7 protein-coding genes are annotated in these 15703 nt (G+C 39.9%); 4 read left to right on the top strand and 3 right to left on the bottom strand.

Translation table 11 applies throughout. The features are described from left to right. Positions 1–3: 3 nt before the first annotated feature. Positions 4–3324 (bottom strand): SusC/RagA family TonB-linked outer membrane protein, encoded by a 3321-nt coding sequence (locus VXM68_RS07660; RefSeq protein ID WP_367210942.1) that lies wholly within the window; start codon positions 3322–3324, stop codon positions 4–6. Between the two features lie 135 nt (positions 3325–3459). On the opposite strand from VXM68_RS07660, the gene VXM68_RS07655 reads away from it, so the two are divergent. Beyond that, complete coding sequence (locus tag VXM68_RS07655; RefSeq protein WP_367210941.1) at positions 3460–7341, top strand: response regulator; 3882 nt, start codon at positions 3460–3462, stop codon at positions 7339–7341. A gap of 100 nt (positions 7342–7441) precedes the next feature. On the opposite strand, the gene VXM68_RS07650 is transcribed toward VXM68_RS07655, so the two are convergent. Next, entirely contained in the window at positions 7442–8689 is a 1248-nt protein-coding gene (locus tag VXM68_RS07650) for a glycoside hydrolase family 88 protein (RefSeq protein WP_367210940.1), read from the bottom strand. A gap of 560 nt (positions 8690–9249) precedes the next feature. Here VXM68_RS07650 and VXM68_RS07645 point away from each other — a divergent pair. The 3 genes from VXM68_RS07645 (at position 9250) to VXM68_RS07635 (ending at position 15333) form a co-directional block, all read left to right on the top strand. Next, positions 9250–10518 (top strand): Gfo/Idh/MocA family oxidoreductase, encoded by a 1269-nt coding sequence (locus VXM68_RS07645; protein ID WP_367210939.1) that lies wholly within the window; start codon positions 9250–9252, stop codon positions 10516–10518. Between the two features lie 12 nt (positions 10519–10530). Next, entirely contained in the window at positions 10531–13932 is a 3402-nt protein-coding gene (locus VXM68_RS07640) for a DUF1080 domain-containing protein (protein WP_367210938.1), read from the top strand. A 150-nt stretch (positions 13933–14082) separates the two neighbouring features. Beyond that, positions 14083–15333, top strand: coding sequence for an ROK family transcriptional regulator (locus tag VXM68_RS07635; RefSeq protein ID WP_293953000.1), 1251 nt, complete (start codon positions 14083–14085; stop codon positions 15331–15333). Here the strand turns inward: VXM68_RS07635 and VXM68_RS07630 are convergent. Next, complete coding sequence (locus tag VXM68_RS07630; RefSeq protein WP_293953002.1) at positions 15330–15689, bottom strand: CoA-binding protein; 360 nt, start codon at positions 15687–15689, stop codon at positions 15330–15332. The two genes, VXM68_RS07635 and VXM68_RS07630, sit on opposite strands and share 4 nt — an antisense overlap. Positions 15690–15703: the final 14 nt, after the last annotated feature.

Raw genomic sequence — 15703 nt, 5'->3', positions numbered from 1 at the left:
AAGTTAAAAAGTTACCGATACCCCAGCGGAATATAGCTTCGCGATGGGATAAACAATCAATGAACCGCCCAGTTCCGGATCCACTCCCGGAAAATCTTTATGTTTAAAAGTCAACAGGTTTTCTCCTGTTACAAATACCCTTAAGTCTTTCATTTTAGCTTGATTAATCCATTTTTTAGGAAATGTATAGCCTAACTGCAGAGACTTTAACTTTAAATACGAGGTATTGTACAAATAGAATGTATTAGCCTGCATGATTGAACTTGAAGAAAGCAAACGTGGGTATTTACCATTGATATTTGCATTTGGATCCGTAGCAGGATCATAATTATCATAATCGCTATTTGCTCTTACGGCATCATAGGAATAGTATTTTGTCCAAGCGTCTGCTGGCAATTGGTCACCTGTATTCGCCAATATCGATCCATTTGATCCACGCTCATTAATATAATGATAAGAGCCAACCCGACCAGCCAATAACATATTTAGATCAAATCCTTTGTATGCGGCTGTCAGATTTAAGCCAAACACAAATTTGGCAACAGAAGACTTTCCGGTGAATTCACGGTCATCATCATTACCGTACTTACCATCACCATTCGCATCTGCCATAAGCATTTGTCCATACCAAATGTTTGCTGCTCCCGGGCCCACTGTATTGTTATTGAAAGAATAATTTGCAGCAATCATGGATTTTACCCATTCCAGGTCGGCTTTGGTACGAATCATCCCATCTGTTGGCCCTCCATTGGGATCTACACTTCCGTCAGATTTTATATAGGTTCCAGTTCCCGCATAAGGCCTTCTTAGAAACCACTCGTCAAGCATATGTTGTTCCACACGACGTTCGTTTCCTCCTGTAGATACATCGGCTAAATTCGTATAGCGCCAAGTCGGATTACCCCAAATATCGAGGGTGGATGGATCTTGTTCATACTTTAATGTTCCTTTAAATCCGGAGACTCTGTTCATGTTGTAAGAAATATTACCACTAACTCCATACCTCAAATCTCCGATTTTGTCGTTCCATCCCAGATTAAGCTCTATCCCTTTATTATTCATTGAAGCAGTATTGGACATCGGGGCATTGATATTACCCATTGTCAAATAAATAATCGCTGCCGTTAAGATATCAGAAGTCTTTCGAGAATACATATCGGCCTCGACACTCAAACGACGATCTAAGAAACTGGCCTCTAACCCCAAATTATAGGTGGTCAGTTTTTCCCATGATAAACTAAGATTTTGGATAGTTTGCTGAATAACCCCATTCGCAACCGACTCGTTAAATACATTATTCACTTTTTGATAAAGAGTCTGCCAATCGTAATTCCCACTTATTGTATTCCCTAAGGTTCCATAGGACCCTCTAAGCTTTAAGTAATTAACCGTTGTTTTGGCTGGGTCAAAAAAACGTTCGTTACTGATTACCCAACCTGCTGAGAAAGAAGGAAAAAATCCTGTGCGATGTCCTGGAGCAAACTTAGATGACGCGTCCGAACGAAAGTTTCCTTCGAACAAATATTTACCATCATAGGCATAGTTTACACGGCCAAAATAAGAAATCATTGCGTTCTCCGCTTTAGCGTCACCTCCAATTGATTCCATTGTCGCACCTGAAGTTATATCCGTTACGTCCCAGTCTAATAAGCCCCTTTTTGTAGCGTTAAACCCACTTGTCTTTGAATAATATTGCTCGTATCCTACTAATCCGCCAACATCATGTTTCCCAAAAGTATGCGCGTAACGCAATAATGCATTCGCTGTATAACTGGAAGATTTATAAGCGTATCTATATGTCGTTGCCTGGTCTAAATTCCCTATCCCCTCTTTAGGCTTCTCAAAGCTTTCTCTAAAACTATATCTCGGCAAGTTTTGGGAATAATTTTCATCCTCACGCATATATTCACTGTAGTTAAACCGTGCTTCCGCGACAATTCCTTTCCAAAGATCCGCGTTAGCATACCATGTGCTATTGATACGTGTGAAGTTGTTTTCCCCACCATTCGAAGCCACCTGTTGGAGAATATTATCCTTATTTGTTGTGTTGGGATCTTCACTTGAGCCATATTTCCCCTGATAAATTGGTGTCATTCCAGGAAAAGCCTGAAGCAAATAGGTCATTGAAGTGCTACCGGGCTGCTTATACTCCTTCGTTGCATAAGTTTGTGTTCCAAAAGTAATTCTATCCGCAATTTTTGTTTCTAAGTTGGTCCGAATGTTGAATCTTTTCATTCCAGTATTTGCCAACGTTCCAGGATTATTTTGATACCCTGCTGACAGGAGATAAGAAGATTTATCACTACCTCCAGTTACTGAAACACCATATCGCTGATAATATTGGGGCTGGAAGAGAACCTGAGCCCAGTCTGTGTTTGGATATGCCAACCAATTAGGAATGCTATTCCCGGTAATCGGATTAGTATAAATACCATTAGGATCAGCATTTGCTTTGCGCCAGTCTTCAATCGTTGAAAGTGTATAATCAGGAGATGTCGAAGTCGGATTAGCATTCACCTTAGCGATGTTGTGTAGTTCCATCCAATCAGCTGTACTCGACATAAATTTCAAATCAGTCTGCGCTTTCTCACGTGCATACAATGCATTGAATGTTATTTTAGGCGCTTCACCTTTCCGTCCTTTTTTAGTAGTCACGAGAATGACGCCATTAGCGGCACGAGATCCATAAATTGCTGCCGAAGCCGCATCTTTCAAAATAGAAATGCTCTCGATATCATCTGTATTTAATGGAACCATATCGGCCACAGCGCCATCAACGAGAATTAGTGGATCATTATTATTAAATGATCCCGTACCACGCACTCGAATAGAAACGGATTCACTACCAGGATTTCCATTTCCTTGTGTAACTCGTATACCAGGAGCAGTTCCACCTAAAGCCGCGGCAAGGTTCATAATTGGCCTATTGGTAAGCTTATCTGCACCAACGGTAGCGACAGATCCTGTCAAATTGACTTTTTTCTGTGTGCCATAACCTACAACGACAACCTCATCAAGCGCCGAAGTACTTCTTTCTAGCGTAACATTAATGATTGAACGTCCTTTAGGATTGATTTCCTGATCCTGATATCCTATGTATGATATCAGGATTGTAGCATTTTCTGAAGCAGCGAGGGTATATTGACCCGCCTCATTTGTCGAAGTAGAAACACTTCCACCCTTCTCCCGAATCGTTACACCCGCTAAAGGTGCTCCTTGACTGTCTGTAATCCGCCCCGTAATCGAAATTTTCTGCTGTGCCATACTCGCACCCACAGTAAACAGCATCATAGCAGACAGTCCAACTTTGTAAAACTTTGCCATACTTTAGGAAATTAGTTTTATAAAAAAATTGGTTGTTTAATAAGCCAAAGATGGTTCTACGAGCAAATTAAGGCGGGGAAAATTCATAAATATTTAGGGGTAAAATCTTAAATTTGATCCAAAGACCCCATAACCATGAACATATTGCCTATTTTATCGCGACAATTTCTGCTGTTGATATCTATCATTTCCCTTTGTCATGCCCAGGATCTTAAGTTTGAGACGCTAAGCCAGGATAATGTATTGGATAAACAGGCGGTATTAACAATTGCGCAGGATAAACTGGGTAAACTTTGGTTTGGCGGCGGCCCCAACCTATTTGTATATGACTCCCAGCATATCACCAATATTTTAGTACAGGATACCGTCTTTAAAAAGGTAGATTATATTAATAAGATTGGCATCAATGCAAAGAATCATCTCTTCATCGCGACTGCAACTCAATTATTCATTTTCGACATCGACAAACGTAAAGCTGTATTGAAACAAGGAAAACCTTTTCAGGAAAAAATTGCCGTCACCGACATCCAATTTTTATCAGACCAAATATTTCTATGCACAGACAAGGGGCTTTACCAGGTAATCCCGACCGCCGGGACCTACAGTCTCAAAAAAATTCTGGACCGTCCCAATGTACAATCCATTGTTCAAACTAGCCCTACTACCTATATAATAGCAAGTTACAAGGGCATTGAGTCTTTTTCACTGCAAAAGGATCAGATCTCCACTATCCGAGATCTAATGCTGCCCCCCCTCCCCTTAAGAGAACGTATTTTCAGTGCGCTATATCTTCATCAAAATATACTTTGGGTTGGGACAAAATTGCATGGAATATTCCAATTTAACTTTACGGATAAAACATGGAATAATATAAACGAAACCAATAGTAATCTATTGAGCAATAACGTCCGGAAAATTGTGCCGGCAAAAAATGGCGAACTACTGATTGGCACCTTAAAAGGACTCTCAATCTTTAATGGATCGGCGCAGTTCTTAAACTATAAACATAATACTTCCGTAAAAAACTCATTGAGCCAAAATTCGATATATGATATTTTTATCGATCGGCAACAAATCACTTGGATAGGAACCTATTTTGGAGGAATAAATGCTATTTACCCCGATCTTATCCCCATACAACATTATTCAACCCGTTCGCTTTCTGGTTTTCGACTCAATAGCGATATTGCCGGTAGTTTCACAGAATCAGAAAACGCGTATTGGATCGGAACGGAGGAAGAAGGAATCAATAAAATTGACAAGAGAACAGGAGCCACCTCTCCATTATCACAATTGACCCAGTCGAATCTGATTAAGGACTTATTCACAAAAGATAACAAAATCTACGCCGCACAATATGGTGGCGGTTATTCCATTATCGATGCCCAATCTGGAAATGCGCGACACTTTTATCTGGAAAAGGATCGTCTAAATCTCAAAAATAACATCTACAGTATTTACGTTGATCCTGCGCATCGTATTTACCTCGGCACCAATAAAGGACTCTACACCGTAGACCCAGGGAAACAGCCACAATATAATCCCGTTTTAAAAACAGCTACAATCGATGATATACAAGCTGATGCTAAACAGTACATTTATTTCCTAAGCGGAGGTTCCCTTTTTCGAAGAAAACCTAATGACTCAAACATAAGAGCGATACAACAATTGGATACATTGACGGTGGGAGGATTTTATGTTCATCCAAATGGGGATGTTTGGTTAACATCCAACCAATATTTATATCATTTTGATCAGCATGATCACTTAACCAAGGTCTCTCGCTTTCCGAACAATTCGCTAGGATGGCCCATCTATGTGAACGATAAGGTATGGCTTACCAGTAAAGATGGTCTCATATGCTTTAATCCCGAGACAAAACATAGCTATCTTCTCAATCAGTATGATGGTTTACCGGTAAAAAATCTTCTTGGAGCTAAAGTCTTTGCCAGCAAAACAGGAACATTATTCGTCACCACACTCAACGGTGTAATTTCCCTAGATACTCGAAAAATAACCTTCAATCAAAACATCCCCAATGTCCTCTTCCGAAATATCTTCCTCGAAGAGACTCCACTAAACTACGGACGGATTCATAAAACGGAAGATCCAAACAGCTATCAGCTCAGCCTCCGACACGATGAAAACTTTCTTACTATTAATTTTTCAGGTTCTAATTTCATAAAACCGCAAAAGAATAGGTATCGATACAAGCTCGACGGTTTTGACAAGGATTGGATTGAAACAAGTAATCCTTCAATACGATATACGAATGTTCCAGTAGGTATACATAGACTGACCATATTCGCGAGTAACAATGATGGTATGTGGAGCAGTATACCGCTACGGATTAATATCGACATTCAACCTCCATTTTGGAGAACGTGGTGGGCCTATTTAATGTATGCAGGATTATTTGCTCTGGGCGTACATCTGGTTATTAAGTTTGTTGTCGAAAGGAAGATGCTAATCAATTCAGAACGGGAGCAGGAAAAGAAAATAAAATTCTTCACACAGATATCGCACGAAATTCGTACTCCTCTGACTTTGATTACCGCTCCGTTAGATGAAATTATATCAGAAACAGCTAATCTTACCGCTACCCAAAATAAAGTAAAACGAATAAAAAAGAATGCCAACAAACTCCTAGGAGTCATCAACGAATTACTCGATTTTAAAAAGTTCGACGACAAGCATTTTGTGCTGAAAAAAACAGACATCTCTTTTAGGGAATATATAGAAGATACCTTCTACCTATTAAATGATCTTGCCAAAGCAAAACACCTCAACTACTATATCCGGCAGCTGGATACTGTGGGGCTACAATCCATAGATACCGTACAATTTGATAAAGTCATGTTTAATCTCTTGTCAAATGCTATCAAGTATACCCCAGAACATGGTACAGTTTATCTGGATCTTATCGAAACTGATCACACAATAGCTATTAGCATTGTCGATAATGGAATCGGCATCGCAATCGATAACCAATTCAAAATATTTGAAGAGTACTATCGCGAAGAGCAAGTTCAAGATGCGATAGGCACTGGAATCGGACTTGCGTTAACCAAACATATTGTACAACAGCACAGGGGGGATATCTGTTGCCTTACACAGGACGATGAAAAAGGAAAATGGACAGTATTTACGGTAACCTTACCGAAACAAGCTGGCGAGAAAGTAGAGCCGCAAGCAGTAGATCTCCTTGCAAAGGAAACAGAAGACATTAGCATACCCAGTCCAGGCACGTTCGACACTTCCTTGCAACAAACGATCTTAATTGTGGAAGACAATAAAGAATTATTAGCAACAGTGGTCAATCTGTTTCAGGATACCTACACGATCATTACAGCAAATAATGGTGAAGAGGCTCTTTCCAAAGCATTGGAATATATCCCTGATCTTATTATTTCAGACCTAATGATGCCTTACATGGACGGTGCTCAACTGTGTGAAGCCATAAAAAAAAATATAATCACTAGTCATATCCCGTTCATCTTGTTGACCGCAGTTACCGATAGCAACACGCAAACTTTAGCTTTGGAAAGCGGCGCAAATATTTATTTGACAAAGCCCTTTGATAATAAACAACTCTTTCTTTCTGCCCAAAATCTCCTAGCTATCAGTCAGGCGAAAAGTAAGGCGTTTCATGTCAAGACAGCTACTTTCGACAATGAACTTGATGCACAATTTATTTCCTCCTTAAATCAATTGATCGAAAAAAATCTTCAATCGGACGGTTTTGATGTCAATTTTATTTCTAGAACAATGGGAATGAGTGCGCCAATCCTCTATCGTAAGTTGAAAGCTATATCTAATTTATCTCTCAATAACTATGTGAAAATGTACAGGCTAAACAAAGCGAAAGAATTACTGAATTCGGCCATGAACATTAGTGAGATAGCCTACGCTGTGGGGTTTTCCGATAGAAAATACTTCAGTAAGGAATTTAAAAAACAGTTTGGACATAATCCATCAGAACAAACAGCAAATTCCAGCCAGACCGCTAAATCTTAGCTATTTGTTCAATGTAGTTTATATCCTGTTCTTTTTCATCTATTCCGGTGTCGTTAAAACGAGTTCATCTCCCAAGAATTTGCCTTATTTTTTTAACACTTTATTTAGCAATCGCTTTAATCATTGGTTCACCATCCAACAAACGCTGATACCGCACCAAAGCCTCCACATAATAATAATCTGCATAGGTCAATGGGACATCGATTTCCGAATTCAACGGTAGCGCGCCAACACTATGTTGTAATATATAGCCTCCATTTTGACCATAAGAAGCCAGATAGGGTGCCTTAGACAAATTCTTAAGAATCGTTTCTGCTTTATCAAAATAATTCAAAGCTTCACTTCCCTTTGTGTATTGTGAGAGCTCTAACAAAGCAGATGCATATAATGCCGCCGCAGATACATCCCGCAGATCCTTATTCGGATACATTTTATCTGACTGCGCAATTTTATCTTTATCAAAATCCCAGTAGGGAATCAGATCAGCAGGCAGATTCGGATTGCTTAGGATATACTTTGCGATTTGCTGGGCCTGCTTCAAAAATTCTTTCTTCTTTGTCTCGCGGTACATCATGGTATAACCATACAACGCCCATCCTTGTCCTCTTGACCAGGCCGATTCATCAAATGCGCCCTGATGGGTCTTTTTACCAATGGCCTTACCTGTGTTTTTGTCATAATCGATCACATGGTATGAACTATAATCTTTTCTAAAGTGATTTTTCAAGGTTGTTTCAGCGTGAGATACCGCAATATCATAGAATTTCTTGTCTCCTGTCATTTTAGACACCTGTGTCAAAAACTCCAGGTTCATCATATTATCGATTATAACCGGATACTGCCATGATCCGTGATCCCAAGAACGGATTGTTTTGGTAATCGGGCTATAACGAGACGCCAGGGAATTGGCGCCGGTGCTGAGTACTGGACCATACTTTTGGTTATCACCCGTGAGACGCAGTGCGTTTCCAAAACTACAGAATAACATAAACCCTAAATCATGTGTACCCTTGTTGTTCTTTTCTTTTTCTAGATAGGTCAATTTCTCGGTTGCTTTCTTTAATAATCCTTCATCTTTGGTGCCCTCATATAAATACAACAATGTCCCCGGATAGAAGCCCGAACACCACCAGCTCGAAGAAGAAAATACCTCTTTGCCATTTTCGAAAGTTTTTGGAAACTTTTCTGTCGGAGTTTCTGCCGCAAGAACCTTTATCTGATTCGCAGCAGCGTCCAGTTGCTCCTGAATAAAGGCTTTGGACAAATTCGGTTTCACTATTTGCGCCTGGACAACGGGGCATATGCCCAATATGGCTAATACCCATACAAAAGATTGCTTTAGTTTCATTATCTATTAGATTTTTAGTCAGTCAATGCCGGCGAATCAATTTGATCGCTCCTAATTACGTTTCTCCTTAACACAAATTGAAATTAATTAACAATGCGTAGAAGTGCAGTTTCTAGCTACATCCATGTGATTTTACAACATATTCTACGATCCAAAAAATTGCTATCTTAAATTCATCTTTTAGGATTTGCGATCAGAGTGACAATAAAGATGCTGCAATATTTTGCCGGAATCAAGCCCATTTTACGAAAACGATTAAGTATAATTGAAATTTACTGTACCATCACATTGTCTCGGCGGTTTGCCACTGTATTGAACTGTAACAATTCACACACAAAAATAGAATCATAGGTATACAATCGTCTATTATCTTTGAAAGAAACGGATTCACATCTATTCTTTTATCATTTTTTAATAAAACTTAAATAAACAATACGTAAAATTTTAGTTATCAGTTTACATTCATCAGTTTTTTGTCTATTTTTAAGACTAAATATCCAATGCGGTTAATTTTAACAGCCTAATAGAGGATCAATTATACAACAACTAATCCAACCAAAATGAAAGAACAGAATTCATCAAGGCGTGATTTCATAAAAAAATCCGTGGTCGGTGCTGCGGCATTTTCTATTGTACCTCGCTTTGTACTCGGAGGACAGGGATATCTTGCTCCGAGCGACCATCTAACCAAAGGTGTCATTGGTGTCGGCAATATGGGCCGAGGGCACTTTGGCTACGCCGGAACTAAAACAGTAGCTATTTGTGATGTAGACAAAACCCATCTGGCGGCAGCACAAGCAGACTTAGGCGGTGGTGTGAAGGAATACCATGACTTTAGGGAGTTGATTAAATCTCTAGAAGTAGATATTGTGCATATTGCCACTCCCCCACATTGGCACGGATTGATGTCTATTGAAGCGGCAAAAGCAGGAAAGGATATCTGGTGTGAAAAACCGATGACTCGAACGATTGGTGAAGGTAAAAAAGTAAAAGAAGCCATTGCTCAGCACGGCAATATCTTTCGTCTAAATACCTGGTTTCGTTTCAAGGACGACTTTTATGGAATGAACGTTCCCGTAAGCAAAATCAAAAAATTAGTCGACACAGGTATGTTGGGTTGGCCGTTGAAAGTCACGATAAGCAAGCATACGGGTTTTGACTGGAAATTCTATTGGGTAGGAAAGGAAAATTTACCAGAGGAAAAGGTTCCAGCAGAACTTGATTACGATTTATGGTTAGGTCCAGCGCCATATAAACCTTACAACAAGCACCGTGTACACACGACCTTTAGGGGATATTGGGATTATGATGGCGGTGGCCTTGGAGATATGGGACAACATTATATGGATCCTGTTCAATACTTTTTAGGTAAAGACAACGAAAGTCCCATTACTGTCGACGTGGATGCTCCGCAGCAACATCCGGATGCTGTGGGTACATGGCGACGCATTACATTTACTTATGCCGATGGTTGTCAGATCATTCTAGACGGTGAAGCGAAAGATGAAAAGGCCGCTTATATTGAAGGTCCAAAAGGTAAATTATATCGAGGGTTTCAGTCAGATATACCAGATTTGGAAAGAAAACTTGCACAATACCCTGAACCTGCACCACAGATTGTCGACTTCTTGGAATCTGTTCGCACAAGAGAAAAGTTTGCACTGAATGAAATCAACGGACATCGTTCTTGTACTTTGGTCAACATGGGATTAGCAGCATTGCGACTAAACCGATCACTAAAATATGACTCCCAAAATGAGCTATTTATTAATGATGAGGCCGCAAATAGATTAATTCACCAACCAATGAGAGGCCCTTGGTCTATTTAAAAAGATATCCTAATGAAAAGAATATTAAATTCGCTGACTGTATTGCTTCTTATATCTGGTGCAACCTACGCTCAGCAACCACAAAATAGAACGACTGCAACCAAAATAGCTGACGTATTGGCACAGCAGCCTGCCGAAGAAAAAGAAAAATTTTTGCTTGCCATGCATGAGCTGGAAGGCTTTTCGTCTGATGACGTCGTTACCTTCCTCAAAGGACTTAAAGCACCGGGAAGCAATAATGCTCCAATAGAATTTGCAGCAAACAGCTATTCATTCTATGTAAATCAGCCCGGCAAACAACAACAAAAAAGAGTTTTTGTTGAAGGTTTGGCGAAGGCCATATCACAATTGAACGAACCGACAAATCAAGTCTTTGCCTTACGGCTATTACGTCAATGCGCAGATAATACCGCTATACTTGCTGTCGCAAATTGCTTGGCAAACGATTACCTTGCCGACGCGGCAGCGAGAACGCTGGTATCTATTCGTACTCCTGAGTCGACAGCAGCATTAGAAAATGCTTTGGCTGCTTCGACGACAGAGAAAACGGCTATTGCTTTAGTTACTGCACTCGGAGATTTAAAGGATAAAAATGCTGAAAATGCTATTTTGGGATTGACCAAAAAATATAATTCGGACGGTTTTCAACGAACAGCTTTAATTGCATTGAGCAAAATTGGAGGCACAGCTTCCGAATCGCTATTCCAGGAAAAACTAACTGCTGCAGGTTACGGTTACGACAAATTTGATGCGGTTGGACTTGGTATTGACTATGCCCAAGCATTGATCGACAATAAGCACGACCAAGATGCGGTTAAGTTCCTCAACAAATTTTTCCAGGAATCGCAAAAAGCAAAATCGATCAACGGTCAGATTGCATCACTCAAATTATTGACAACCATTGACCCGGCGAAACAGCGAAAGAACTTATTGGCAGCAGTAAAGAGCGATAATGGTGCCTACCGTAACATTGCTTTGCAATTACTCGGAAAATACGGCAAAGGCAGTGACGCAAAAAGCTTGCTTGCTTTAGCGAGCAAAAGCACACCTGAAGTGCAAGAAAGTGTATTGAACTATTTAGCGCACAATGGTTCTGCAAGCAGCTTAAAGCTAATCCATGGGTTAGTCAATAAGACGGAGTCTTCGGCAACTAAATTGGCTGGATTAAGTGCATTAAATACGCTTTCACAGGGAAAAGAGACCAATACTCTGATCCAAGCGCTTAATACCGACCAACAATTCAACAATTCGGTAAAAGCATTGATCCTCTCATCGAAAGATGCAAATGTCGTTACCGATGTCAACAATGCCCTTGCACATGTAGACGACGAAAAAAAGATTCAATTGCTGGACATTTTGAGTAAGCGTTCCGATAATGAGTCATCCAAAGCTGTATTAGCAATAAAGAGTTCAAACCCCGCTGTCGAAGAAGCCATTAACAAAGCGCTTCCAAATGTAGCGCAGGAAGCAGATTTAGAAGAATTATTCAATAGATTAAACAATACCACAGATAGTAAATCTGCAGCCCTGTTGAAACGTGCCCTAGTCAACGTGATTCGGTCGAGCGCAAATTCAAAAGGATTAACTGAAAAAATCGCCGCTCGCCTATCGAACTCAGCAGCGACAAATACCGCTAAATATTTCCCTATTTTTGCTGGACTTGGCGACCCACATTCATTGAAAGCTGTAACCTCATATCTTGACAACACAAACACAAGTCTACGGTCAGCAGCAATCGAGTCGTTGGCTACCTGGTCATCCGCAAACGCGTTACCGGAATTAATAACACTATCCAGAACAGAAAAAGACGATAATCTTTTCAATACAGTATACAGAGGAGTGATCAAATCAATCTCTTCTTCTTCAAATACACCTGACCAGAAAACCTTATTGCTGCGAGATGCATTCAGTGTCGCCAAAACAGCAGAACAGAAAAGAGCTGCGCTATCGGCATTGCAACCAACAGGAACATATCAGTCTTTCGTTTTCGCAGCTGACCTGATGAACGATCCCCAACTTGCCGGAACAGCAACTAATGTGGCGATGAACATTGCCATGGACAATAAATTCTACGGTAAGAAGGTCAGAGAAGTTCTCGAACAGGTCATCGGTAAATTGTCCGGTAGCGAAAGTGGATATCTCAAAGAAGCTGTCGTTCGTTATCTTGCTGAAATGCCCATGAAAGAGGGTTACGTTTCGATGTTCAATGGTAAAGACCTCAGTGGCTGGAAAGGTTTGGTCGCGGATCCGATCAAACGCAGTAAGATGAACGAAAAAACCTTAGCCGCAGAACAAGCTAAAGCTGATGATATCATGCGCAAAGGCTGGTCTGTATCTAATGGTGAAATCGTATTTAATGGTAAAGGCGACAATCTAGCAACCGTAAAACAATACGGCGACTTCGAAATGCTCGTAGACTGGAAATTGGAGAACTACGGTGGCATAGAAGGTGATGCTGGCATTTACCTCAGAGGCACGCCACAAGTACAAATTTGGGATATCGCCAATACAAGAGTAGGCGCACAAGTGGGATCTGGCGGATTATATAACAATCAAAAAAATGAAAGCAAACCATTGAAGGTTGCCGACAACGCTACTGGCGAATGGAATACGTTTAAAATCAAAATGGTAGACGACAAAGTCACGGTTTGGTTAAATGGACAATTAGTAACCGATAACATTCCGCTTGAAAACTATTGGGATAGAAACCAATCCATTTTCCCTACCGAACAAATTGAGTTACAGGCGCATGGTTCTGTTGTTTATTATAGAGATCTTTTTATCAAGGAATTCCCAAGAAAGCAAATCTTTAAGTTGAGCGATCAAGAGAAAAAAGAAGGTTTTGAAGTACTTTTTGATGGAACAAACCTCGACAAGTGGACAGAAAACCAAGCTTATGTGATCAATGATGAAGGTTATATCTGGGTGTATCCAAATGCAAAATTTGGGGGAAACCTCTACACAAAAGAAGAATACGCAGACTTCATTTATCGCTTTGACTTCAAATTAACCCCAGGTGCCAACAATGGGGTGGGAATCCGGGCTCCTCTGGAGGGAGACGCCGCATATGAAGCCATGGAGATCCAGGTGCTGGATGATGATGCAGATGTCTATAAAGACTTGAAACAATATCAGTATCACGGTTCAATTTATGGCGTTGTTCCTGCCAAAAAGGGTCATTTAAAACCTCTTGGTGAATGGAACTCTGAGGAAATAATGGTGAAAGGGAATCGCATCAAAGTTACCCTCAATGGTACTGTGATTGTGGATGCAGATATTGCAGAGGCAAGTAAAAACGGTACCCTGGACGGAAAACAACATCCTGGACTTAAACGTACGTCTGGTCATATCGGATTTTTGGGGCACGGTACTGAAGTATTCTTCAAAGACATTCGGGTAAAAAAACTCAAATAGTATAGATGTATAAGTAGCGGGGGGATAAGGTATCTTATCCCCTTTTTGTTAAATAGCCAACTTACTTACCAATTAAGAAAATAACCAAATGATTCCAAAACTTTTGCTAAATTAAAGCCCTGAGGATTCTATTTCAAAATATGATGTTTTATGACTAAAGCCGTAAATTTACTGATTAACAAAAAATTGGAGAGTAAACCTGAAAAGAAAAATGTATTCAACAAACTTTCCATTATAAAATTAATAGCCGAATTAGGATCTGTATCGGTAAATGACATTGTTAAAAACCTTTATTTAAGCCTGCCGACAGTAAATAGCTTGATCGCAGAATTACTGGAAGATGATTTTATACGTCAATTTGATAAAGGTGAATCTATTGGTGGGCGCAAACCTAATTTATATAAATTACGGGATGGATTGTTTCAGGTTTTATCGATTGAGCTTCAACGCTTCTCGATTACTATGAGCATCATGGATAATAATCAGCATGTCATTGCAGAAATGATCGAGCTTGAAAATGAATTATCCCGCAATGCAGAAAATCTGGTAACCATCACACAAATTATTGATCAATACCTTATCGACAAATCTGTTGATATCGAAAACTTAACAGGATTGATTATTGGCATGCCTGGATTGATTAATGCAGAGGAGGGTACCAATGAGACATTTTTACACGACGATAATCAATCTATTTCGGACTATTTCGAGCGTAAATATAAAAAACCAGTCTTCATTCTGAATGATGTTAAAGGAGCAGCATACGCTGAATTGAAATTTGGTTTGGCAAAAAACACCAAAAACAGCCTAATTATTTTAATGGATTGGGGAATAGGTTTAGGAATCGTTTCAAATGGTGAAGTCTATCTTGGTCGGGATGGCTACTCTGGTGAAGTGGGTCATATGCCTTTTATCGACAACGGTGAACTTTGTTACTGCGGCAAAAGAGGCTGCTTAGAGACTGTTGCTTCGGGAATCGCATTAGTTAACAATGCCAAGCAGGAAATCCAAAAAGGAGAACTGACTAAATTAAACGAATTACTAGCCGATGATTTACAACATTTAACACCAACCCATATTATTGAAGCTGCAAATAAAGGCGATCAATTCGCTATAAATCAGATTTCAAAACTGGGAACAAACCTTGGAAAAGCATTTGCGTCACTGATACAACTCCTCAATCCGGAATTAATCGTGTTAGGTGGAAAAATTGCAAAAGCAAATGAATTGATCACTATTCCGATACAACAGGCTATTAATTCGTACACCATGGCAATATTGAAAGAACATTGTGAAATAAAAGTTTCCAGTTTGAATCTTGACAGCAATACTGTGGGCCTTACAAACTATTTTATCACAAAGTACTTATCGGTTGAACTACTTCGAAAATCCAAAATTTAAAATTGTCCTGTACTCAATAAGACCAAGGTACAGGCTCTTTCAGTTTTAATACCGTGCTCCATTGCGAGCTGCTCTAATTCAGGATTCTCTGCGCCCGGGTTAAATATAATCCGTTTAGGTTTCGTTGCCAAAATATAGTCATAATATTCTTTCTGATTATGTTCACCGACGTACATCGTCACAGTATCGATATCGGAATAGACCTCGCCTTTCTTTTCAATAGAAACTCCAGCAGCTTCGCCCCCACTCAGACCGATATTAACAATACCGTGTCCATGCCTATGCAGCATATTAGCCGCTTTATTTGAATAACGAGAAGGATTGCTACTAGCACCCAAAATCAATGTTTTTTTCATTTTTATATTCGTTT

Source organism: Sphingobacterium sp. R2, from assembly GCF_040760075.1.
Classification (GTDB): Bacteria; Bacteroidota; Bacteroidia; order Sphingobacteriales; family Sphingobacteriaceae; genus Sphingobacterium.
The sequence above is the reverse complement of the archived record's forward strand: the minus strand, read 5'-3'. Positions and strand labels throughout refer to the sequence as shown.

Bases quoted from the DNA above. Each gene is read 5' to 3' on its own strand.
- VXM68_RS07650 (WP_367210940.1), bottom strand. From the start codon at position 8,689: ATGAAACTAAAGCAATCTTTTGTATGGGTATTAGCCATATTGGGCATA.
- VXM68_RS07660 (WP_367210942.1), bottom strand. From the start codon at position 3,324: ATGGCAAAGTTTTACAAAGTTGGACTGTCTGCTATGATGCTGTTTACT.
- VXM68_RS07640 (WP_367210938.1), top strand. From the start codon at position 10,531: ATGAAAAGAATATTAAATTCGCTGACTGTATTGCTTCTTATATCTGGT.
- VXM68_RS07645 (WP_367210939.1), top strand. From the start codon at position 9,250: ATGAAAGAACAGAATTCATCAAGGCGTGATTTCATAAAAAAATCCGTG.
- VXM68_RS07635 (WP_293953000.1), top strand. From the start codon at position 14,083: ATGACTAAAGCCGTAAATTTACTGATTAACAAAAAATTGGAGAGTAAA.
- VXM68_RS07655 (WP_367210941.1), top strand. From the start codon at position 3,460: ATGAACATATTGCCTATTTTATCGCGACAATTTCTGCTGTTGATATCT.
- VXM68_RS07630 (WP_293953002.1), bottom strand. From the start codon at position 15,689: ATGAAAAAAACATTGATTTTGGGTGCTAGTAGCAATCCTTCTCGTTAT.